We start from the raw sequence: 20,130 nt of genomic DNA on the forward strand, positions 1-20,130 counted from the left end.
TCATCTGTCATCTACGTTCCCACGTTGTGTATGTGGGAACGTAGGCTGTCAGGTCATGAGGTGTGACTCAAGGGCGTGATTAATTGACCGCGTACCGGCGTTCCCCGTGCACGAGAGTGAAGAGAACCACGATTTCAACGACATGCATCGCCAACAGGGCCTGGGCGCGGTCGCTGCGTGCATAGCGGCGGCGCTTGAGGCCTTGTCGATCGCGCCGCCGAGGGTGCCAGCCGCGGCAGAAGTCGCAGGCGACCAAACCGACGACCCGCACGACCCTTTCACTGTCGATGCTGATGGCGTGTACTACAACGGGCGGGGCCGCGATGGCGAGCCGCTGCGGCCGCTGTGGATCTGCAGTCGCATCCACGTCGATGCGCGCACACGCGATCAAGAGGGCAACGCCTGGGGCTACCTGCTGTCTTTCGCAGATCCGCTCGGCAAGCCGCGCCAGTGGGCCATGCCGGCGCGCATGCTCGCGGCTGACGGTGGCGAATATCGCTCGGTGCTGCTGAACATGGGTTTGCGGATCGCCACGTCGTCAGCCGCCCGAAACCGGCTGACCGAATACATCCAGTCGCGCCGGCCCGCCGATTTCGCGTCGTGTACAGACCGCATCGGCTGGCATCACACGCCCGAAGGTGCCGCCTACGTGCTGCCGCATGAGACGTTCGGCGACAAAGCGGAGCGCATCGTTTTTCAGAGCGACAGCCAGATGGAAAACACGTTTCGCGTTCGGCGAGACGTAGCCCTTTGGCGTGAGCGCATCGGAGCCCTGTGCGTGGGCAATAGCCGCCTCGTGTTCGCGGTGGCATGCGCCTTCGCCGGCCCCTTGCTGCGCCCCGCCGGCATGGAGTCAGGCGGCTTCCATTTTCGGGGCGACAGCTCCAGCGGAAAGACCACTGCATTGCGGTTGGCGGCAAGCGTGAACGGCGGGCCGAGCTACATGCAGCGCTGGCGCACCACAGACAACGCGCTGGAGGCCATTGCGGCCCAGCATTGCGACGCGCTGCTGATCCTCGACGAACTGGCCCAAGTAGAGGGCAGGGTGGCGGGGGAGTGCGCCTACATGCTGGCCAACGAACAGAGCAAGGCGCGTGCGACGCGTGGCGGTGCGGCACGGGCGCGGCTGTCGTGGCGTCTGTTGTTCCTCTCCGCCGGCGAGCTGGGTTTGGCCGATCACATGGCCGAGGGCATGAAGCGCGCACGCACAGGGCAAGAAGTGCGGATGGCCGACATTCCCGCCGATGCCGGCGCCGGCCTTGGCGCATTCGAGCAGCTGCACGATTTTGCGGGCGGCGCAGCGTTTGCCAGCTACCTCGCCCGTGAGGCCGGGGCCACCTATGGCGCGCCAGGCCGGGCTTTCATCGAGTGGTCATGCGCTCAATGGAGCACCCTTCCGAAGAGGCTGCGCGCCGATATTCAGGCTATGCAGACGAAGTGGGTGCCGTCCGGTGCGTCAGGCCAGGTGGAGCGGGTTGCCGCACGGTTTGCCCTGGTAGGCGCCGCCGGCGAGATTGCGACTGAGGCCGGAATGACGGGCTGGCCTAAAGGCGAAAGCGAAGCGGCCGCACGGGTCTGCTTCGAGGCGTGGCTGGGTGCTCGTGGCGGTGCTGGGAACAACGAAGTTCGCAGCATGCTTCGGCAGGTACGCCGCTTCCTAGAGGCACATGGTGAGGGTCGCTTCACTTGGTGGCACCGTGCTGCCGACGACCACAGCGCCAAAACGCTACATCGTGCGGGTTTCCGCCGAATGGTCGATGCCGATGGCAAGCCGATCAAGAACGACGCCGAGCACCAGCGGGAGTATGGAGAACGCGTTAGTCCGCTGGCTGCTGAAGGCATCAGCATCGAGTATTTCATCTTGCCCGAGGTCTTCCGGATGGAGGTCTGTCAGGGCTTCGACATCGAGGCGGTTTGCCGCGTTCTGGTAGAGCATCAGTGCCTTGTAGTCGAAGCCGGTCGGCACACGGTTAGCGCCAGGCTGCCGGGCCTCGGCAAGGCCCGTTGCTACCGCATCCCGCCGAGCATTTTCGACATGGAGCCGTAAATGCCGGGCACCAAATCGAATGATCTTGTCGCGCTTGAACATGCCGCACGGGTTGCCGCTGGCCAGGCGGATCGCGGCGATGTGCAATGGCTGCAGCGAGGGTTCGAGGCCTGGGCCAGAAGCGGGGGCGCGGTGCCGTTGGAGCGCTGTCTGCACCTTCCGCGGACAGAGGCTCAAATGCTCCGTCTGCAGCGCGATACCTGGCTGTCGACTGTTGCTGCAGAGCTTAGAACGGATCCTGCGTTGCACGACGCTAGCACCTGGCTATTGGCCCGCCGGACGGCGGAAGAACTGGACCGCTTCGTGTCGCGTGGGCCATGGCGTGAATGGCGCACTGCCGGCCTGCCTGATGGCTCCAGTCGCTTGCGGGAGGCGCTCTACCACGTGGCGCTGGCCAACGCCGGACAGGACCTGTCAGCGCGCCAGGTGCTGCGCATTCTGGGACAGGCTTCCAGCGTGCTTTGTCATTGAGGGTCGGGGACAGTACATCCACGCGGCAATAGTGCAGCGAAAAGGATGACGATGAGCGGGAAGAAATTGACGTTGGAGGAGGCTAAGCGACTCTATCCAACGGAGTACGCGGCAGCCATGGCGCAGGGCGCGCACAACGAGCGTGAGCGATGGAAGGGCATCGAGGCGGTAGCCGACGACCTAGGCCCAGGCTACGAAGCCATGGTGCAAGCCTGCAAAGCGAATGGAAACTGCACTGGCGCAACGCTTGCGCAGTTGGCTTTGAAGCAGCGGCAGGGCCAGCTCGCCGCACAGGCCGCCTACCTGCAACGCGGTGGAGTGCCCCAGCCATGAACGTCACATTCAAAGACTCCGTGTTGCACTCCGGCCGCGCCTACAAGGTGGGCGATACCGCAACGCTGCCCGACCAGCAGGCGTACCAGTTGGTGGTGAGCGGAGCGGCAGAACCCGGCGACCGTCTGGCCCGCAAACGGGTGGACGAACTTGGTGGTCTGCCGAAGCCGAAAGCCGCTGCACCCGAGCAGTCCCCATATGCGCCCATGCTCACGCCGATTCTGCGGGATCCCGCTGTTGCGGCAGCGGCACGTGCTGCCCATAACCAAGCGATGAGTGATGCAACCCGGGAACGCAAGCAAAACTCGCTCGCTCGACTTTTGAAAGGTGGCCGCAATGTTTGAAGCTATTCGCCAAGCCATCACGGGCTATGCCCGCGAACTCAAGCAGGTCCGCGATGCGATCGAACGCGCAAGCCGCGAGCGGGAGGACCTGCTGTTTGCACCGCCGTCGAAGGCTGATCTGGCCGCCGCGCTGGAGCGCTGGCATACCGCGAACGTCCAGCGTTACCGTAGCCTGGTGGCGGCCAGCTTGGCCAAGCTGCGCACCAACCGCGAAGCACTTGACGACCTCACTGCATCCGACGATCTGACGGCACTGGATACCGGGCTGCAGCACTTGAACCTGTTCGGGCTCATTCGCAGTGGCCCCGGTGGCGTGATCGCATCAGAGACCACGGCTATCGAGCAATCGATGCTGGGGCTCTTCGGTGACTCGGTGTACCGCATCCTGCTTGCAGAGGTCGACAAAATGCCGGCGCTGCCCGATGAGCTGAGCACTGCCGAGCGTTCGCGGCGCCTTACGAAGATCGATGCCGAACTGAAAACGTTACGTGCCAAGGAAGAGACGCTGGTCACGGCCGCCGAAGAGGCGGGCATAAACGTCGAGGCCGTCGGCTAAAGGTTCTGCTGCGCAGCGCGAGAGCCGATGCTCATAGCGCTGCGGGCTTGCTTCTATGGGCATCGACCGGCACCAGCCGCACCGGGCTGGTGGGCGTCGTCCGGGCATGTGGCCGTCCCCTACGGGAGGGCTGATGGCACATGCGTAAGGCGCCACCTCACTTTGCGATTCTTCGCTTAAAACGCCCTCCGGCCTTCTTGCTGCTGCGGCCCTTATCTCAACGCATCGACCTGACATCACCCCTTGGTGCGTAGGTCTCTTTGACTCTTCCATTGACCTAACCATCAGTCGAATTCCTAGGTTTTGAACAACCGGAAGATGTGTCCCCGGCCCGCATTGGTGTGGCGAGGGAGAGTCAAATTTGCGATTTCATCCGGTTAATTACAGGTTCCAAGGACGAAACTGCACAATTAACAGGCAGTTTTCTGTGGATAACGTCTTTTGTCCCCGGTGTCCCCGGTGGATAACTGTTGTCCCCGCTTGTCCCGAGGGACAAAATTATCAATACGTGACAACAACTTACGAGCGTTATGAGCGAGTGTCCCCGGTGTCCCCGCTAAAACTATGGTGTTGCCGAAAATAAGTCGAGGTCTGCCCGTCATCATTTCATCGGCCAGGCTGACCCACATCGAACCCAGATTCGGGTCTGCCGGTGAGGTCGCCTCCGGTCAGGGGTGGGGTGGCCCGATGGTCACGGGTCCTCCTGGCAGCTCTCCGTATGCGGGTAATTCGAACCCCGTTCATCCGCTGTTGCGAGGGGCGTCTAAGGGGGTTAAGTGAAGTGGGAGGGCAGGGCGGCTGCCTGCTGGAATGGACTGACAAAGGGGGCATTTGGAATGTGCCCCCAGAATTCAGAAACGTGCCCCCAAATGTGCCCCCAGATGCCCCCGGATTGCAGCAAACTACCTTGGACGGTAGTGGAAGCGAAATGAAGAGTTTTGAGAGGGAGAGCAGGGCTAAATGGACTTTAGCGGACGCTATTGGATGAAAAAATGGTGCCCCCGACAGGAATCGGACCTGTGACCTATCCCTTCGTCCCACTTCGGCTTTCGCCGCCACATGGCGTGTTCGTGGGCTGGACTATGCCTTGACCATCGGCCGCACCGTCGCCGGTACGTCCTGCAGGCCTGAGCCGTCTAGTCTCTACACCTTCCCCGGCGAGGGGCTTGGCTCGGCGTTGCCACGGGCCTGCAGCCCAGAGGGTTCACCGAATTTGACTCAATTCACACGACGGCTTTCGCGCGCCGGTGCCCAAAATTGTCTAGGAGGGGATCGCTCTATCCACTGAGCTACGGAGGCACGTGGCTAGTGTACCAAGGCGGGCGAGCGGTACTTTCCCAGCCTTGAGGGTTGCAGGGCGCGTGGCTACACTGCACACGCCAGGTCGAGGGCTGGCGAGGGCGCTACCCGGCGCAGGCGCGCTGTGGCGTTTAATCTATTTTTCACAATCAAATTGCTCGAAATGAAATCCACAAACTTGACCGTGGGCAAACGCCTTGCCATTGGATTCGGCCTGCTCCTGACCATCCTGGTCGTCGTGGCGGTCGTCGCCATCGCGAAGGTTCGCAGCATCGACGCCGCGTTGCGAGCCAATAGCGAGGAGCACACCAGCATCCAGCGCTATGCCATCAATTTCCGCGGGTCGGCGCACGATCGCGCCATTGCCACCCGCGACGTGGTGCTCGCGGCGAATGCAGCCGATCGGCAGGCAGAGGTGGAAACCATTCAGCGGCTGGCCCGCTTCTATGCGGAGTCGGCCGGTCCGCTCGAGAAATCGATAGGGCCATCGGCGACGCTGCAGAGTTGCGTCGGCTCTACGGCGCGATCCAGGCCATCGAATCCAGGACGGTGGCGACCACGCAGGCGATCGTCGATCAGGCTGCCAAAGGCGATATCGCCACGGCCCGGAATGCGCTTTGGACGCAGGCCAAGCCGCAGTACGTGCAATGGTTGGCGGCGATCAACCAGCTGATCGATTTCGAGGAAGAACGCGTTCAGGAAAAGAACAGAGCCGCGTTGGGCCAGGCATCGGGATTCCTGACGGTGATGCTGATCGCCCTGGCGATTTCCCTCGCACTGGGTGTCGCCCTCGCGTCGTGGATATCCGCGAGCATCACGCGCCAACTGGGCGCCGAGCCCGATGCGCTGGGCGAAGCGGCCCGCCGTGTATCCGAGGGTGATCTTCAGCCGGTAGCCAACGCCCAGAAGGCGCCCGCAGGCAGCGTTCTGGCGTCTCTGGCGGCGATGCAGCGCAGTCTGGCGCAGGTGGTGGGCGACGTGCGCCAGGCGTCCGATTCGATCGCCACCGGTTCGATCGAGATCGCATCCGGCAACGCGGACCTGTCCCAGAGAACCGAACGGCAGGCCTCGAGCCTCCAACAGACCTCGGCCTCAATGGAGCACATGAACTCATCGGTGCAAAACAACGCGGATACGGCGCGCCAGGCGGCGCAGTTGGCGTCGTCGGCCAGCGCGGCGGCGGCCCGGGGTGGCGAGGTCGTCGGACAGGTTGTGTCCACGATGGAAGACATCAGCGGGAGTTCGCGGAAGATCGGCGACATCATCGGCGTGATCGACAGCATCGCCTTCCAGACCAACATCCTCGCACTCAATGCCGCGGTCGAAGCGGCGCGTGCGGGTGAACAGGGACGAGGCTTCGCCGTGGTTGCCAGCGAGGTTCGAAGTCTGGCCCAACGCAGCGCGGAAGCGGCCCGGGAAATCAAGGCGCTGATCGGGGCCAGCGTCGAAAGGGTCGAAGCCGGTTCGCGGCAGGTCGCCGACGCGGGAGCGGCCATGAACGCGATTGTGGGCGAGGTGCGCCGTGTCGCTGACCTGATCAACGAGATCAGCGCGACGACTCTGGAGCAGACCAAGGGGATCGGGATGGTCAGCAGTGCGGTCGTCGAACTGGACCAGTCCACGCAGCAGAACGCTGCGCTGGTGGAGCAGAGCGCGGCGGCTGCGGAAAGTCTGCGGCTCCAGGCATCGCGCCTAGCCGAAGTTGTACGGGTGTTTCGTTTTGGAGAGGTCGCACGGCCCGGCGCGGCGGCATCTGCCCGGATGCACGACGCATCCGTTTTGCGGCTGCGGTAGCCGCCACCGTGCGGGCAGGGCCCGCAGATCGGCGGTCCGCCGGTGCCTGAGGCTGTGCGCCCTGCGACACCGCCTCGGTGTGCGGTGCTGTTTTAAAAGCCGGGGGTGGGTGACCTGCGGGTGCTCTACCCAATCGAAAATGACCGCCTGGTGGTGCTGGTGGTTGCTGTGAAACCCCGTGAAGGTGCCTACCAATGAAGACCGTTCAATTGATCGAAACCAACGGCCGCCGCGAGTACGCGGTAGTGCCCATCGACCTGTGGGAGCGCTTTGCGGATCGCGCCGAAGATCTGGAGGACAAACTGCTGTTCGACCGAGCACGGGCCGCTGATGACGGCACCCGCATCCCCGGCGATGTGCGGGCGGCGGAATTGAGTGGGAACCATCCGGTCAAGGCTTGACGCACGCGTCGTGGCATGAGCCAGCAGGCGCTGGCCGATGCGGCACAGATCAGCAAGCCCTATGTCAGCCAGATAGAGACCCGCAACCGTGCCGACACGGCCGATGTGCTGGCAACACTTGCCGAGGCGCTGGGTGTACAGATGGAACTGCTGCGGGGGGCAGCCGCTTTGACCACTGGAAGCGGTTTGCGTGGCGAAAAGTCACGCGCAAGGGTACGGCCCAGACGCTACGCACAACAAAAAAAGCCCCAGAACATCGCTGTTCCAGGGCTATCCGTTTGGTGCGGCTGGCAGGAATTGAACCCACGACCCCTTGGTTCGTAGCCAAGTACTCTATCCAACTGAGCTACAGCCGCTAAGCCTCGTATTATAGCAGCAAAAAATTGGCGCTTTTTCGAACTGCCGACAAATCTTTCTTTCCATGCGCCGAGACCCTGGCGCTGCATACGGACCAAACCTTCCTCCGAAGGAGTCGGAACGGAAATTCGGGGTGGTAGGCCGTGTTGGACTTGAACCAACGACCAAAGGATTCGGGTTCGTGCAGGTTTCCCTGCTCCCTGGACTATCTCATCGCCCGCGCCGCGACTACCCACAAGGGTGTGTCGCGCGTTCGGGCGCCGGGCGCTCGTGGGGTGCTTATCGGATCGGCTCCTCGCACCCTAGTCTCTGCACCTTCCCGCCTACCGGTCTCGCGACCTGCCTTCGGCGGGCTTGGCTCAGGATTGCCGTGATGCCTCTTGCGAGGCCGACGGTTTCCCTGAATTCACCCGGTTTTCCGCTGGCGCTCTCGCGCCAGGGTCACCATTTCGATGAGTCCTCTGCTCTAACCAACTGAGCTAACGGCCCCCCGCCGAGATTGTCGCATGGCGGCGCTCAGTGTTCGGCGACCGCGCGGCCTATCTCGGGCCAGGCCCGGTGGACCACCATCCACGCCACCAGGCCGACGCCCATCAAGCAGAGCGAGGCGGTCGCCAGCAGCACGGTCGAGTGCATCACCAGCGGTGCCAGCACGCCGGCCACCACGCCGTTCGACGCGGATCCGATGACCGCCTGCAGCGACGAGGCCATGCCGCGCCGCTCGGAATGCAGGTCGAGCACCACCAGCGTCACGACCGGCACCACCAGCGCCCAGCCGAAGGCATAGAAGGCGATCGGCCAGATGGCCCACAGTGCATGCGCCTGGAACAGCAGGTTGGCGACGAGGCCGTGGAACAGGTTCATGAAGGCGAAGCCGAACAGGTAGGCCGACAGCGTCTGCTGCATCTCCACCGGCGAGGCGCCCAGCGCCTTCGAGATGCCCGAGAACGCCGGGATGTAGGTGTCGATCGAGAACGGCCCCAGCATGCCGAGCACCGCCAGCAGCACGGCCAGCACCCACTGGGGCGCCTTCCACAAGGTCTTCGCGTCGGGATGCATCGGTGCGCCGCCGTCAGTCGCGGGTGGCGCGGCGCTGCACGTCGGCGACGTAGGCGGCGCCGTCGGGCGGGCGGCCGGAGCGCTGGCTGTCCCACAGCATGGTGCCGAGGCTCTCCATCACTTCGTGGAGCGCCTCGTGCAGCGAGCCGCGGCGCGCGGCCAGCAGCTCGACCGCCTGGCGGATGCCGCGCGGCTGGTCGATCGATGCCTGCTCGCTGATGCTGAGGTGCATCGACAGGTGCAGGAACGGGTTCTCGCGGTCGGCGCCCGCGTAGACGCGCAGCAGGGCGGCATCGACGTCGGCCAGGTCGGCGTGGTACTCCGGGTGCTCGTCGACCCAGAGGGCGGCCAGGGTCTCGATGGCTTCCATCGGCGCGCCGGTGCGGGATTTGTCGTACACCGCGCAGAAGAATCGGCGCACGTCCTGTTGGGAGGGCTGGAACATCCGTCCAGCCTAGCACGCGGGCGCCGCTAGCCGCCCCGCGCCTGCAGCCGCTGCGAGATGGCGGCCGCCGCCGCGCGCAGCGGGGGCAAGAAATCGTGCTGCAGCACCTCCAGCCCGGTGCGGTTGATCTGCCCGCTCACGTTGATCGCCGCCACCGTGCGGCCGGCGCGGTCGGTCACCGGGGCGGCGATCGAGACCAGGCCTTCCTCCAGCTCCTGGTCCAGCAGGCACCAGCCCTGACTGCGCGCCTGGCGCACCCGGTCGAGCAGGGCGTCGATGTCGGTGACGGTGTGCGGGGTGTAGGCGGTGCGGCGGGAGCCTTCCAGCCGCGCGCGGACCTCCTTGTCGGGCAGGGCGGCCAGCAGCACCCGACCGAGCGAGGTGACGCAGGCGGGCAGCCGGGAGCCGACGCCCAGGTTGATCTTCATGATCTTGTGCGTCGGCACCCGCAGCACGTAGACGATGTCGCTGCCCTCCAGCACCGCGGCCGAGCACGACTCCTTCACCCGCTCCACCAGGTCTTCCATCAGCGGCTCGGCCACGTCCCACATCGGCATCGACGACAGGTAGGCGAATCCCAGGTCGAGGATGCGCGGCGTGAGCCGGAACAGCCGGCCGTCGCTCTCCACGTAGCCCAGCGTCTGCAGCGTCAGCAGGATGCGGCGGGCGCCGGCGCGGGTCAGGCCGGTGCGGGCGGCGACCTCGGTCAGCGTCTGGCGCCGGGCCTCGGCGCTGAAGCTGCGGATCACCTCCAACCCACGGGCGAACGACTGGACGTAGCTGTCGCCCGGCTTGGGGGGAATATCACCAGATGTATCGGGGAAAACCATGGGCTATTGCCGGGCAGGGGAATACCGTGAGGGCGGATCGCGGCGTAAACTTTGAAATTCATTATACGAACATAAGTTCGCTATAAGAACATTTTGGGTTGCCACCGGCCGTGCAGGCTGCGCGGCGCCCCACATCTCGTGGCCGGCATACGGCCATTTGGAGAAACACATGATCGACAAGATCGCCGCCAGCGTGGCCGAGGCCCTGGCCGACGTGCAGGACGGTGCCACGGTGCTCATCGGCGGTTTCGGCACCTCGGGCAACCCCGACGAGCTGATCGACGGCCTGATCGCGCACGGCGCCAAGGACCTCACGGTCGTCAACAACAACGCCGGCAACGGCGACACCGGCCTGGCCGCGCTGCTCAAGGCCGGCCGGGTGCGCAAGATCATCTGCAGCTTTCCGCGGCAGGTCGACAGCCATGTGTTCGACGCGCTCTACCGCAGCGGCCAGATCGAGCTGGAGCTGGTGCCGCAGGGCAAACTGGCCGAGCGCATCCGCGCGGCCGGTGCCGGCATCGGCGCCTTCTTCTGCCCCACCGCCTACGGCACCGACCTGGCCAAGGGCAAGGAAACCCGCGAGATCGACGGCAGGCACTACGTGCTCGAGTACCCGATCCATGCCGACGTGGCGCTGATCAAGGCCGAGGCCGGCGACCGCTGGGGCAACCTGACCTACCGCATGGCCGCGCGCAACTTCGGCCCGGTGATGGCCACCGCCGCCAAACAGACGATCGCCACGGTGCACGAGATCCGCGAACTGGGCCGGCTGGACCCGGAGGCCATCGTCACCCCCGGCATCTACGTCAGCCGGGTCGTGAAGATCGACCGGGTGGCCACCCAGGCCGGAGGTTTCAAGAAATCTGCATGAAATCGGCTCCGAGCCGTCAGGAATAAACGATGAATAGCTATAAAAAACGTAGCAAAGAGGAGTTGGCCCAGCGCGTCGCCCAGGACATCCACGACGGCGCCTGCGTCAACCTGGGCATCGGCCAGCCGACGTTGGTGGCCAACCACATCCCGGCGGGCCGCGAGGTGATCCTGCAGAGCGAGAACGGCATCCTGGGCATGGGCCCGGCGCCGGCCGCGGGCGCCGAGGACTACGACCTGATCAACGCCGGCAAGGCACCGGTCACGCTGCTGCCGGGCGGCGCCTTCTTCCACCATGCCGACAGCTTCGGGATGATGCGCGGCGGCCACCTCGACATCTGCGTGCTGGGCGCGTTCCAGGTGTCGGCCACCGGCGACCTGGCCAACTGGAGCACCGGCGAGGCGGGCGCGATCCCCGCCGTCGGCGGCGCGATGGATCTGGCCATCGGCGCCAAGCAGACCTGGGTGATGATGGACCTGCTGACCAGGCAGGGCGCGAGCAAGGTGGTGCAGGACTGCACCTATCCGCTGACCGGCATCGGCTGCGTCAAGCGCATCTACTCCGACATCGCCACCCTGGAATGCACGCCCGAGGGCCTGCGCCTGGTCGACGTGGTCCACGGCCTGTCGCACGCCGAGTTGGAGGCGCTGGTCGGCCTGCCGATCGCCGCCGCGCAGGCCACCTTCTGATCCGCTTTCTTCCCGCACCGGAAATACACCCATGACCACCCACGCCTTCATCTGCGACGCGGTTCGCACCCCCTTCGGCCGTTACGGCGGCGCGCTCTCCAGCGTGCGCACCGACGACCTGGGCGCCGTGCCGCTCAAGGCCCTGATGGCCCGCAACCCGAACGTCGACTGGGCGGCGGTCACCGACGTGCTGTACGGCTGCGCCAACCAGGCCGGCGAGGACAACCGCAACGTCGCCCGCATGGCCTCGCTGCTGGCCGGCCTGCCGACCGACCTGCCCGGCGCCACGATCAACCGCCTGTGCGGATCGGGCCTGGACGCGCTGGGCACCGCGGCCCGCGCGATCAAGTCGGGCGAGGCCGGCCTGATGATCGCCGGCGGCGTCGAGAGCATGAGCCGCGCGCCCTTCGTTAGCCCCAAGGCCGAGAGCGCCTTCAGCCGCGCCAACGCGGTCTACGACACCACCATCGGCTGGCGCTTCGTCAACAAGCTGATGCAGCAGATGTACGGCGTCGATTCGATGCCCGAGACGGCCGAGAACGTCGCCGACGACTATCGTATAGAGCGCGAGGCGCAGGACCGCATGGCGTTCGCCTCGCAGCAGAAGGCGGTCGCCGCGCAGAAGGCCGGGCATTTCGACACCGAGATCGTGCCGGTCACCATCCCGCAGAAGAAGGGCGACGCGGTGGTGGTCGGCAAGGACGAGCATCCGCGCGACACCACGATGGAGACGCTCGCCAAGCTCAAGCCGGTGGTGCGCGAGGGCGGCACGGTCACGGCCGGCAACGCCAGCGGCGTGAACGACGGCGCGGCGGCCCTGCTGCTGGCCGACGAGGCCGGCGCCCGGGCGCACGGCCTGACGCCGCGGGCCCGGGTGGTCGGCATGGCGACGGCCGGCGTGCCGCCCCGGGTGATGGGCATCGGCCCCGCGCCCGCCACCCGGAAGGTGCTGCAGCTGACCGGCCTGACGCTGGAGCGGATGGACGTGATCGAGCTGAACGAAGCCTTCGCCGCCCAGGGCCTGGCCGTGCTGCGCCTTCTGGGCCTGCAGGACGACGACCCCCGCGTGAACCCGTACGGCGGCGCGATCGCGCTCGGCCATCCGCTGGGCGCCTCCGGCGCGCGGCTGGCCACCACCGCCGTCAACCAGCTGCACCGCACCGGCGGCCACTATGCACTCTGCACCATGTGCATCGGCGTGGGCCAGGGCATCGCCGTGGTGCTCGAGCGGGTATGAGCATGGTCGCCGGCTCCGGAGCCTTCACCGTCGACACCGCCGCCGGCCGCTTCCGCATCCGGCTGGACGGCCCGGCCGATGCGCCGGTGCTGGTGTTCTCCAACTCGCTCGGCACCGTGCTGGAAATGTGGGACGCGCAGGCCGAGCGCTTCGCGCGCGACTGGCGGGTGCTGCGCTACGACACCCGCGGCCACGGCGGCAGCGAGGTCACCCCCGGCCCCTACGGCTTCGACCGGTTGGGCGGCGACGTGGTCGCGCTGCTGGATGCGCTGGGCATCGCGCGCGCCAGCTTCTGCGGCATCTCGATGGGCGGCTTCACCGGGCTGGGGCTCGGCCTGCACGCGGGCGATCGGCTGAATCACCTGGTGGTGGCCAACAGCGCGGCCCGCATCGGCACCGCCGAGGGCTGGCTGTCGCGGGCCGCGCTGGTCCGCGAGCAGGGCACGGCCGCGATGGCCGAGCTGGCCGCCTCGTCGCCCGGCCGCTGGTTCACCGACGCCTTCGCCGCGGCGCAGCCCGCCGTGGTGCGACGGGCACAGGCCTGGATCGCCGGCATCGCGCCCGAAGGCTATGCCGCCTGCTGCGAAGCCCTGGCCCATGCCGATCTGCGGCCGCGGATCGCAGGCATCCGCGTGCCGACCCTGCTGGTCGCCGGAGCCGCCGACCCGGTCACCACCGTGGCCGACGCACAGGCGATGCGGGCGGCGATTCCCGGCGCGCAGCTGGTCGAAGTGCCGGCGTCGCATCTCTCCAACCTGGAAGCGACCGCCGCGTTCGACGACGCGCTGCACCGCTTTCTCCACACGCAGGCGCCCCGCTGAGGCGGTGGCGGCTGCGCCCGGTTCAGACCGCATCGCGGGCCCCGGCACGGCGCCGGGCCCGCTGGAATCCATAGACATGAATACCCCTGCTTCTCCTTCCTCCAGCCCTGTCCGCGAGCGCGTGCTGATCACCGGCGGCGCCGCCGGCATCGGTGCCGCCACCGCCGAGCGCTGCTACGCCGACGGCTACGAGCCGGTCGTCGTCGACCGCACCGGCGACGGCATCCGCGCCGATCTGTCCGACGTGGCCGCCACCGCCGAGGCACTGCGCCAGGCGCTCGCCGACGGGCCGATCACCCGGCTGGTCAACAACGTCGGCATCGTCTGCCCGGCCTCGGCCGAAGCGCAGACGCTCGACGAGTTCGACCTGGCCGTCTCGCTCAACCTGCGCTGCGCGCTGCAGTGCATGCAGGCGCTGCTGCCGGGCATGAAGGCGGCGGGCTTCGGCCGCATCGTCAACATGTCGTCGCGCGCGGCGCTGGGCAAGGAGCTGCGCACCGCCTACTCGGCCACCAAGGCCGGCCTGATCGGCATGACCCGGGTCTGGGCGCTGGAGCTGGGCGTGCACGGCATCACCGCCAACGCGATCGGCCCCGGCCCGATCCGCACCGAGCTGTTCGACCGCGCCAACCCGCCCGATGCGCCGCGCACCCGCGCGATCGTCGATGCGGTGCCGGTCAAGCGCGTCGGCACGCCCGAGGACATCGCCCACGCCGCGGCCTATTTGCTCGACGCCCGCAGCGGCTTCGTCACCGGCCAAGTGCTGTACGTCTGCGGCGGCATGACCGTCGGCGTCGCCGGGGTCTGAGAAGCTGTGAACGACTCCCGCACGCCCGCTCGTGCCGCGCAGACACACCCCCTCGGCGTTGCAAAGCCTCGCCGCAGCCCGAGCTGCGCCTGCGTTTTGCGCCTTGAGGGGCCGCGCCTGCACGTCCCGCTCGGACGCGCCGGATTCATTCATAGCTTCTAACCCGAATGCGCCGATTCCGAATTTCAACCACCATCCAGGGATACAACCAATGAAGACGCTCGCATCCACTTCTTCTCTCCGACGCCGCTCCGCCGTCCTCGCGCTGGCCGCCGGCATGGCCGGCCTCGCCGGCCTGCCGGCCACCGCGTCGGCCCAGGCCGCCTATCCGAACAAGGTGATCACCATCGTCGTGCCCTTCGCGGCCGGCGGCACCACCGACATCCTGGCGCGCCTGGTCGGCCAGGCGCTGGGCACCGAGCTGGGCCGGCAGGTCATCGTGGACAACCGGGCCGGCGCGGGCGGCAACATCGGCAGCCAGCTGGTGGCGCGCGCCCCGGCCGACGGCTACACCCTGCTGATGGGCACCGTGGGCACGCATGCGATCAACGCGGCGCTCTACCCCAAGATGCCCTTCGACCACATCAAGGATTTCGCGCCGATCTCGCGGGTGGCCAACGTGCCGAACCTGCTGGTCGCCAACCCGCGGCAGCCGTTCAAGACGGTGCCCGAGCTGATCGCCTATGCCAAGGCGAACCCGGGCAAGGTCAACTTCGGGTCGTCGGGCAATGGCAGCTCGATCCACCTGTCGGGCGAGCTGTTCAAGAGCATGGCCAAGGTCGACATGGTGCACATCCCCTACAAGGGCAGCGCACCGGCCGTGGCCGACCTGCTGGGCAACCAGATCGCGATCATGTTCGACAACCTGCCCTCGGCGATGCAGCATGTGCGCTCGGGCAAGCTGCGGCCCATCGCGGTGACCACCGCCAAGCGCTCGCCCGAGCTGCCCGACGTGCCGACCATCGCAGAGGCCGGTCTGCCGGGCTACGAGGCCACCTCGTGGTTCGGCCTGTTCGCCCCGGCCAAGACGCCGGCCGACGTGGTCGACAAGATAGACGCGGCGCTGATCAAGGTGCTGGCCTCCGCCGACCTGAAGAAGCGCCTGAGCGAGCAGGGTGCCGAGCCCTATGCCGAGAAACCCGCGCAGTTCGCCGAATTCATCGAGACCGAGACCGCCAAGTGGGGCAAGGTGGTGAAGGATTCCGGCGCCAGCGTCGACTGACCCGATTTTTTCCTCAACGAAACCACAACGGAGACAACATGGCACAAGACCACCCCTTCACCCGCCGCGCCCTGGGCTGCGCGGCCCTCGGCCTGGCGGGCCTCCTGGCCACCGGCGGCGCCTGGGCGCAGGCCGCGGCCGCCTGGCCCACCAAGCCGGTGCGGATCATCACCCCGTTTCCGGTCGGCGGCGGCCCCGACGGCCTGGCGCGGCTGGTGGCCGACAAGCTGTCGCGCAAGTGGGGCCAGCCGGTGGTGGTCGAGAACCGCCCGGGCGGCAACGGCTTCATCGCGATCGACGCCTTCAAGCGCGGCGCCAAGGACGGGCACGACCTGATACAGCTCGACAACGTGCACCTGGCCGCCTACCCGGCCCTGTTCAAGAAGCTGCCCTACGACGCGGAGAAGGATTTCGATCCGATCCTGCCGATGTTCCGCACCTACTTCTTTTTCACCGTGCCCACCTCCAGCCCGTACAAGACGGTGGGCGACCTGATCGCCGACGCCAAGAAGAACCCCGGCAAGCTCAACTACGGCTCCTGGTCGGTCGGCAATCCGGTGCACCTGGGCTCGGAGCTGTTCGAGGCGGTCACCGGCACCCAGATGGAGCATGTGATCTACAAGGAGACGACCCAGCTCTACACCTCTGTGGCGACCGGCGAGCTGGCCTTCGCCCTCGGCTCCAGCGCCACGGCCGGGCCGCTGTACCGTGCCGGCAAGATCAAGCTGCTGGCCGTGGCGGCGCCGAAGCGCACCGTCGGCTACGAGGATGTGCCGACGGTCGCCGAATCCGGCGGCCCGGCCCACTTCGAGGTGATCGGCTGGAACGCCATCGCCGCGCCGCGCGGCCTGCCCGCCGCGGTGACCGACAAGATCAAGCGCGACGTGGAAGAGGCGCTGGCCGCACCCGACGCGAAGGAAAAGTTCCTGAGCTTCGGCTACGAGCCGTTCCCGCAGACGCGCGAGCAGTTCAACGCGTTCATCGCCAGCGAATCGAAGCGCTTCGGCGACGTGATCCGCAACGCGAACCTGTCGCTGGATTGACGGGCGAGCGCCCAGCAAAAAGCCGCACGGTGTGCGGCTTTTTTCATGGCGCGGTGCGCCTACCGGGTGCGGGTCACGACACCTTCAGCGTCTTGTGCTCGCCCAGGTCCGGCGGCGTCCCGGTGACGGCGGCCTTGGCCATCTTGAGCAGCTGGACCATCTTGCTGTCGGTGACGTCCCAGTATTCGGCGTCCTCGATGCGTACTTCGAGCAGACCCAGGTCCGGGTCGTTCACGCCACCCGAGAACCAAGCCTCGGCCTGCTTGTTCCACAGACGCTCGATGGTGGCGCGGTCCTGCGAGATGCGAGCGGTGCCGGTGATCGACACGTAGCTGTCCTTGCCGGGGTGGGCATAGGCCAGGTTGACATTGCCGTCGGCGGCCACGCGGGTGGCCACCTCGCCCGACCTGGGCACGAAGAAGTAGAGCATCGCGCCTTCGTCGATCGACTGGTTCTGCGTGGTCAGCGGGTGGCTGTGCAGCTTGCCGTCGGTGTGGCGGTGGGTGAACATGCCGAACTTGATGTCTTTGATCAGGTCCCAGAGCGTGTCGTGGGCCGAGGTGTCGTTGCGCATGGGTTCTCCGTGCATTGGAACAGACGCTCAGCATCGCCGCCATCGGCAGGGCGGGCGCGTCAGCCATCGGCCAACATCGGTGTGCGGCACGGCGCACATCGCTGCGGCGGCAGGGAGAGCGGGTAAGCTCTGGCGCCTCTTTCCGAACACCCTTTCCTCCCACCCCCATACCAGGCACACACCATGACCATCGATGCTTCCGCCCTCGACCTGCTGTTCCACAACGCCCGCACCGCCAACGGTTTTCTCGACAGGCCGGTGCCGGTCGAACTGCTGCGGCAGGCCTACGACCTGGCCAAGATGGCGCCGACGTCGATGAACACCCAACCGGCGCGCTACGTGTTCCTGACGACGCCCGAGGCCAAGGCCCGGCTGGCACCCGCGCTGTCGGCCGGCAACACCGAGAAGACGCAGCAGGCCCCGGTCACCGTGATCGTGGCCACCGACACCCGCTTCTACGAGAACATGCCGCTGGTCTGGCACGCCGAAGGCGCCAAGGAAATGTTCGAAGGCAATCCCGCCATGGCCACCGCCACCGCCACCCGCAACGGCACGCTGAGCGGCGGCTACTTCATCCTGGCGGCGCGCGCGGTGGGCCTGGACGTGGGCCCGATGAGCGGATTCGACATCCCGAAGGTCAACGCGGAGTTCTTCCCCGACGGCCGCTACCAGGCCAACTTCCTGATCAACCTGGGGTATGCCGACCACAGCAAGGAGTTCAACCGCAATCCTCGGTTGACGTTCGAGCAGGCGGTTGACGTTCTTTGATTTTTTTGGGGGATTTTGTCGGTGCGGACCGGGCTCGTGCCGACGGCGTACTCTGCTCCGCGAATGTCCCCCGCGACGGGCTGCGCCCGCCGCTCCTCCTTGATTTCGCTGCGCAGAGCAGGCCATCGACGCGATCCCTTTCGGGTGCTTGATCGACGCGGATGGAGCGGCCGCCTGGGATGGGCACGGCTTCCCTCGCCCTACATCGATGCAGACACAGCACCAACGACTAGCCCTAATCGCTGATCCGACCCGCACGACGCGACGCTTCCAGGGCCGGGAGTGCCGGGTGACCCCCGCAGCGAAATAAAGGGGGAGGCCGCAGGCCGGAGGACATTCGCGGAGGGGGTCACCCGGCGATCCCGGCCTCGCACACCACCCCGCCCGCTACCATGGCCGACATTGCCACCATCGGAGATGCTCCCATGCCCATCGTCGCGGTCGCCAATCCCAAGGGGGGTGTCGGTAAGTCGACCCTCTCCACCAACATCGCCGGCTACTATGCCAGCCGGGGCCACGAGGTGCTGCTGGGCGACGTGGACCGGCAGCAGTCGGCGCGGCTGTGGCTCGGCCTGCGGCCTCCGACGGCGCTGCCGATCGGCACCTGGGAGGCCAGCGATTCGCTCGTGACCCGGCCGCCCCGCACCGCCAGCCACGCGGTGCTCGACACCCCGGGCGGGCTGCACGGCTGGCGCTCGGCCGACGTGTTCAAGATGGCCGACAAGGTGGTCGTGCCGCTGCAGGCCAGCGTGTTCGACATCTTCGCCACCCGGGGCTTCCTCGACGAGCTGGCCGCGCTGCGCCGCGGCCCCGGCGGCGGGCCGGAGATCGGCATCGTGGGCATGCGGGTCGATGCGCGCACCATCGCGGCCGACCACCTGCAGACCTTCGTCGAAAGCCTGGGCCTGCCGGTGCTGGGCTATCTGCGCAACACTCAGAACTACGTCCACCTGGCCGCCCGCGGCCTGTCGCTGTTCGACGTGGTGCCCGGCCGGGTCGAGAAGGACCTGGCGCAGTGGGAGCCGATCGGCCGCTGGCTCGACGCGGCCTAGCGAACGGCCGGCGCCCGCCCGCCTTGTCGCGGCGCTGACATGCGGCGCGCGTACGGCGCCCTACAGTGGCCCGCATGAAAACCTTCAAGACCCTGGCCGACGTGGCCGCCCTCGTGGGGCAGGAGGTCGCCGCCAGCGACTGGACCACCGTGACGCAGGAGCAGGTCCAGCGTTTCGCCGACGCGACCCACGACCACCAGTGGATCCACCTGGACCTGGAGCGCGCGTCGAGGGGCCCATTCGGCGCGCCGATCGCCCACGGTTTTTTGACACTCTCGCTGCTGCCCGCGCTGATGCGGAGCACGCTCTCGATCGAGGAGGCGCGCATGGGCGTCAACTACGGCTTGAACAAAGTGCGGTTCCCGTCGCCGGTGCCTGTCGGCAGCCGGCTGCGCGCGCGCTTCGTGCTGCAGGCCGCCGAGCAGGTCGACAAGCACGGCTGGCAGTTCACCTGGGAGGCGACGATCGAGCGCGAGGGCGGCGCCAAGCCGGTCTGCGTGGCCGTAACGCTGTCGCGGCTGTATCCCTGAGCGGATGCGAGAAAAAGCCCGCCGGCATCGCGCCGGCGGGCTTCGACCGGCAGGGCGTGGGCGCCGGCCTGCGATCAGGCGTAATTGCTCACCGGCTCCGAGTTCGTCTACGTCGATCCGCCCTGCGTGATGGACAGCCGGCGCGGAGGCAAGCTCTACCGCCACGAATACGACGATGCCGACAACGTGCGGCTGCTCGACGTGCTGGCCGGCCTGCCGTGCGCGGTGATGGTGTCGGGCTACAGCTCAACGATCTATGACAGCTCTCCCTTGGCGTCATGGAGAACCATCGACTTCGACGAGATGACGCGCGGCGGCATCGCTATCGAACGGCTCTGGATGAACTACCCCGAGCCGGCCGAGCTGCACGATATGCGCTACCTCGGCAGCAACTTCCGCGAGCGCGAGCGCATCAAGCGTAAGAAGGCCCGCTGGCAAGAGAAGCTCGCCAAGCTCGATCCGCTGGAGCGGGCGGCGATCATGGAATGCCTGGGCGAACTGGAGGCGGCCGAGTAGGCGTCGACCGAAACGGGCAATTACTCGGCTGACTTTAAAAGTCTCTTCCATCGCGCCGGCTGC

22 protein-coding genes, 1 tRNA gene and 2 pseudogenes are annotated in these 20,130 nt (G+C 66.9%); 19 read left to right on the forward strand and 6 right to left on the reverse strand.

The window, feature by feature from the left end; genetic code table 11:
• The first annotated feature begins 106 nt into the window (after positions 1 to 106).
• Genes DFQ15_RS11915 through DFQ15_RS11930 form a run of 5 tightly spaced genes read left to right on the forward strand, consistent with a single transcriptional unit; the run spans position 107 to position 3,751 of the window.
• The gene (locus tag DFQ15_RS11915) at positions 107 to 2,047 is read left to right on the forward strand and encodes a DUF927 domain-containing protein (protein ID WP_110466199.1); all 1,941 of its coding nucleotides are present in this window, start codon (positions 107 to 109) and stop codon (positions 2,045 to 2,047) included.
• The gene (locus DFQ15_RS11920; protein WP_110466200.1) at positions 2,048 to 2,518 is read left to right on the forward strand and encodes a hypothetical protein; all 471 of its coding nucleotides are present in this window, start codon (positions 2,048 to 2,050) and stop codon (positions 2,516 to 2,518) included.
• 51 nt (positions 2,519 to 2,569) lie between these two features.
• Positions 2,570 to 2,851 carry a hypothetical protein gene (locus DFQ15_RS11925; protein ID WP_146228733.1) on the forward strand — a complete coding sequence of 94 codons (282 nt, stop codon included), beginning with the start codon at positions 2,570 to 2,572 and terminating at the stop codon, positions 2,849 to 2,851.
• A complete protein-coding gene (locus tag DFQ15_RS17150; protein WP_146228734.1) occupies positions 2,848 to 3,195 on the forward strand; it encodes a hypothetical protein in 348 nt (115 codons plus the stop codon). Before DFQ15_RS11925 ends, DFQ15_RS17150 begins: the two co-directional genes overlap by 4 nt.
• Positions 3,188 to 3,751, forward strand: a complete 564-nt coding sequence (locus DFQ15_RS11930; protein WP_110466202.1) for a hypothetical protein — start codon at positions 3,188 to 3,190, stop codon at positions 3,749 to 3,751. Before DFQ15_RS17150 ends, DFQ15_RS11930 begins: the two co-directional genes overlap by 8 nt.
• Positions 3,752 to 5,186: 1,435 nt before the next feature.
• Here the strand turns inward: DFQ15_RS11930 and DFQ15_RS17850 are convergent.
• A complete protein-coding gene (locus DFQ15_RS17850) occupies positions 5,187 to 5,357 on the reverse strand; it encodes a hypothetical protein (RefSeq protein ID WP_233504473.1) in 171 nt (56 codons plus the stop codon).
• On the opposite strand from DFQ15_RS17850, the pseudogene DFQ15_RS18140 reads away from it, so the two are divergent.
• From DFQ15_RS18140 to DFQ15_RS17860, 3 genes and pseudogenes are all read left to right on the forward strand, one after another.
• Positions 5,280 to 6,844: pseudogene (locus DFQ15_RS18140) on the forward strand (methyl-accepting chemotaxis protein). The gene DFQ15_RS17850 and the pseudogene DFQ15_RS18140 sit on opposite strands and share 78 nt — an antisense overlap.
• A gap of 194 nt (positions 6,845 to 7,038) precedes the next feature.
• Complete coding sequence (locus DFQ15_RS17855) at positions 7,039 to 7,245, forward strand: hypothetical protein (protein WP_233504449.1); 207 nt, start codon at positions 7,039 to 7,041, stop codon at positions 7,243 to 7,245.
• A 12-nt stretch (positions 7,246 to 7,257) separates the two neighbouring features.
• Positions 7,258 to 7,569, forward strand: a pseudogene (locus DFQ15_RS17860) (helix-turn-helix domain-containing protein); the annotation flags it as partial.
• On the opposite strand, the gene DFQ15_RS11945 reads toward DFQ15_RS17860, so the two are convergent.
• The 4 genes from DFQ15_RS11945 to DFQ15_RS11960 form a co-directional block, all read right to left on the reverse strand.
• A tRNA-Arg gene (locus DFQ15_RS11945) sits at positions 7,525 to 7,601 on the reverse strand. The pseudogene DFQ15_RS17860 and the gene DFQ15_RS11945 overlap by 45 nt on opposite strands.
• A 517-nt stretch (positions 7,602 to 8,118) precedes the next feature.
• Positions 8,119 to 8,661, reverse strand: coding sequence for a hypothetical protein (locus tag DFQ15_RS11950; protein WP_110466203.1), 543 nt, complete (start codon positions 8,659 to 8,661; stop codon positions 8,119 to 8,121).
• A 13-nt stretch (positions 8,662 to 8,674) separates the two neighbouring features.
• Complete coding sequence (locus tag DFQ15_RS11955; RefSeq protein ID WP_110466204.1) at positions 8,675 to 9,106, reverse strand: DUF1841 family protein; 432 nt, start codon at positions 9,104 to 9,106, stop codon at positions 8,675 to 8,677.
• Between the two features lie 26 nt (positions 9,107 to 9,132).
• Positions 9,133 to 9,936 (reverse strand): IclR family transcriptional regulator, encoded by an 804-nt coding sequence (locus tag DFQ15_RS11960; RefSeq protein WP_110466205.1) that lies wholly within the window; start codon positions 9,934 to 9,936, stop codon positions 9,133 to 9,135.
• 169 nt (positions 9,937 to 10,105) lie between these two features.
• On the opposite strand from DFQ15_RS11960, the gene DFQ15_RS11965 reads away from it, so the two are divergent.
• From DFQ15_RS11965 to DFQ15_RS11995, 7 genes are all read left to right on the forward strand, one after another.
• Positions 10,106 to 10,807: a 3-oxoacid CoA-transferase subunit A gene (locus DFQ15_RS11965; protein WP_110466206.1), complete on the forward strand. Its 702-nt coding sequence runs from the start codon at positions 10,106 to 10,108 to the stop codon at positions 10,805 to 10,807.
• Positions 10,808 to 10,836: 29 nt separating this feature from the next.
• A complete protein-coding gene (locus DFQ15_RS11970; protein WP_110466207.1) occupies positions 10,837 to 11,496 on the forward strand; it encodes a 3-oxoacid CoA-transferase subunit B in 660 nt (219 codons plus the stop codon).
• A gap of 31 nt (positions 11,497 to 11,527) precedes the next feature.
• Entirely contained in the window at positions 11,528 to 12,733 is a 1,206-nt protein-coding gene (gene pcaF, locus DFQ15_RS11975) for a 3-oxoadipyl-CoA thiolase (RefSeq protein ID WP_110466208.1), read from the forward strand.
• Positions 12,730 to 13,554 (forward strand): 3-oxoadipate enol-lactonase, encoded by an 825-nt coding sequence (gene pcaD, locus DFQ15_RS11980; RefSeq protein WP_233504451.1) that lies wholly within the window; start codon positions 12,730 to 12,732, stop codon positions 13,552 to 13,554. The genes pcaF and pcaD overlap by 4 nt, the downstream gene beginning before the upstream one ends.
• Before the next feature lie 76 nt (positions 13,555 to 13,630).
• Entirely contained in the window at positions 13,631 to 14,362 is a 732-nt protein-coding gene (locus DFQ15_RS11985; protein ID WP_110466267.1) for an SDR family oxidoreductase, read from the forward strand.
• Positions 14,363 to 14,573: 211 nt separating this feature from the next.
• Positions 14,574 to 15,584: a Bug family tripartite tricarboxylate transporter substrate binding protein gene (locus DFQ15_RS11990; protein WP_110466210.1), complete on the forward strand. Its 1,011-nt coding sequence runs from the start codon at positions 14,574 to 14,576 to the stop codon at positions 15,582 to 15,584.
• Positions 15,585 to 15,622: 38 nt separating this feature from the next.
• Positions 15,623 to 16,627 carry a Bug family tripartite tricarboxylate transporter substrate binding protein gene (locus DFQ15_RS11995; protein ID WP_110466211.1) on the forward strand — a complete coding sequence of 335 codons (1,005 nt, stop codon included), beginning with the start codon at positions 15,623 to 15,625 and terminating at the stop codon, positions 16,625 to 16,627.
• 73 nt (positions 16,628 to 16,700) lie between these two features.
• Here the strand turns inward: DFQ15_RS11995 and DFQ15_RS12000 are convergent, their stop codons facing one another.
• Positions 16,701 to 17,201, reverse strand: a complete 501-nt coding sequence (locus DFQ15_RS12000) for a pyridoxamine 5'-phosphate oxidase family protein (protein WP_110466212.1) — start codon at positions 17,199 to 17,201, stop codon at positions 16,701 to 16,703.
• A gap of 183 nt (positions 17,202 to 17,384) precedes the next feature.
• Here DFQ15_RS12000 and DFQ15_RS12005 point away from each other — a divergent pair, with 183 nt between their 5' ends.
• The 4 genes from DFQ15_RS12005 (at position 17,385) to DFQ15_RS12020 (ending at position 20,067) form a co-directional block, all read left to right on the forward strand.
• The gene (locus tag DFQ15_RS12005; RefSeq protein ID WP_110466213.1) at positions 17,385 to 17,969 is read left to right on the forward strand and encodes a malonic semialdehyde reductase; all 585 of its coding nucleotides are present in this window, start codon (positions 17,385 to 17,387) and stop codon (positions 17,967 to 17,969) included.
• Between the two features lie 425 nt (positions 17,970 to 18,394).
• Positions 18,395 to 19,021, forward strand: coding sequence for a ParA family protein (locus DFQ15_RS12010; protein WP_110466268.1), 627 nt, complete (start codon positions 18,395 to 18,397; stop codon positions 19,019 to 19,021).
• A 74-nt stretch (positions 19,022 to 19,095) separates the two neighbouring features.
• Positions 19,096 to 19,551 carry a MaoC family dehydratase gene (locus DFQ15_RS12015; protein WP_110466214.1) on the forward strand — a complete coding sequence of 152 codons (456 nt, stop codon included), beginning with the start codon at positions 19,096 to 19,098 and terminating at the stop codon, positions 19,549 to 19,551.
• A gap of 84 nt (positions 19,552 to 19,635) precedes the next feature.
• Positions 19,636 to 20,067, forward strand: coding sequence for a hypothetical protein (locus DFQ15_RS12020; RefSeq protein ID WP_233504453.1), 432 nt, complete (start codon positions 19,636 to 19,638; stop codon positions 20,065 to 20,067).
• Positions 20,068 to 20,130 lie beyond the last annotated feature (63 nt).

Source organism: Xylophilus ampelinus, assembly GCF_003217575.1.
GTDB lineage: Bacteria > Pseudomonadota > Gammaproteobacteria > Burkholderiales > Burkholderiaceae_C > Xylophilus > Xylophilus ampelinus.

Bases quoted from the DNA above. Each gene is read 5' to 3' on its own strand.
- DFQ15_RS12005 (WP_110466213.1), top strand. From the start codon at position 17,385: ATGACCATCGATGCTTCCGCCCTCGACCTGCTGTTCCACAACGCCCGC.
- DFQ15_RS11930 (WP_110466202.1), top strand. From the start codon at position 3,188: ATGTTTGAAGCTATTCGCCAAGCCATCACGGGCTATGCCCGCGAACTC.
- DFQ15_RS11965 (WP_110466206.1), top strand. From the start codon at position 10,106: ATGATCGACAAGATCGCCGCCAGCGTGGCCGAGGCCCTGGCCGACGTG.
- pcaF (WP_110466208.1), top strand. From the start codon at position 11,528: ATGACCACCCACGCCTTCATCTGCGACGCGGTTCGCACCCCCTTCGGC.
- DFQ15_RS11990 (WP_110466210.1), top strand. From the start codon at position 14,574: ATGAAGACGCTCGCATCCACTTCTTCTCTCCGACGCCGCTCCGCCGTC.
- DFQ15_RS11970 (WP_110466207.1), top strand. From the start codon at position 10,837: ATGAATAGCTATAAAAAACGTAGCAAAGAGGAGTTGGCCCAGCGCGTC.
- DFQ15_RS11950 (WP_110466203.1), bottom strand. From the start codon at position 8,661: ATGCATCCCGACGCGAAGACCTTGTGGAAGGCGCCCCAGTGGGTGCTG.
- DFQ15_RS12010 (WP_110466268.1), top strand. From the start codon at position 18,395: ATGCCCATCGTCGCGGTCGCCAATCCCAAGGGGGGTGTCGGTAAGTCG.
- DFQ15_RS11920 (WP_110466200.1), top strand. From the start codon at position 2,048: ATGCCGGGCACCAAATCGAATGATCTTGTCGCGCTTGAACATGCCGCA.
- DFQ15_RS11985 (WP_110466267.1), top strand. From the start codon at position 13,631: ATGAATACCCCTGCTTCTCCTTCCTCCAGCCCTGTCCGCGAGCGCGTG.
- DFQ15_RS12000 (WP_110466212.1), bottom strand. From the start codon at position 17,201: ATGCGCAACGACACCTCGGCCCACGACACGCTCTGGGACCTGATCAAA.
- DFQ15_RS11955 (WP_110466204.1), bottom strand. From the start codon at position 9,106: ATGTTCCAGCCCTCCCAACAGGACGTGCGCCGATTCTTCTGCGCGGTG.
- DFQ15_RS11995 (WP_110466211.1), top strand. From the start codon at position 15,623: ATGGCACAAGACCACCCCTTCACCCGCCGCGCCCTGGGCTGCGCGGCC.
- pcaD (WP_233504451.1), top strand. From the start codon at position 12,730: ATGAGCATGGTCGCCGGCTCCGGAGCCTTCACCGTCGACACCGCCGCC.
- DFQ15_RS12015 (WP_110466214.1), top strand. From the start codon at position 19,096: ATGAAAACCTTCAAGACCCTGGCCGACGTGGCCGCCCTCGTGGGGCAG.
- DFQ15_RS11925 (WP_146228733.1), top strand. From the start codon at position 2,570: ATGAGCGGGAAGAAATTGACGTTGGAGGAGGCTAAGCGACTCTATCCA.
- DFQ15_RS17150 (WP_146228734.1), top strand. From the start codon at position 2,848: ATGAACGTCACATTCAAAGACTCCGTGTTGCACTCCGGCCGCGCCTAC.
- DFQ15_RS11960 (WP_110466205.1), bottom strand. From the start codon at position 9,936: ATGGTTTTCCCCGATACATCTGGTGATATTCCCCCCAAGCCGGGCGAC.
- DFQ15_RS17855 (WP_233504449.1), top strand. From the start codon at position 7,039: ATGAAGACCGTTCAATTGATCGAAACCAACGGCCGCCGCGAGTACGCG.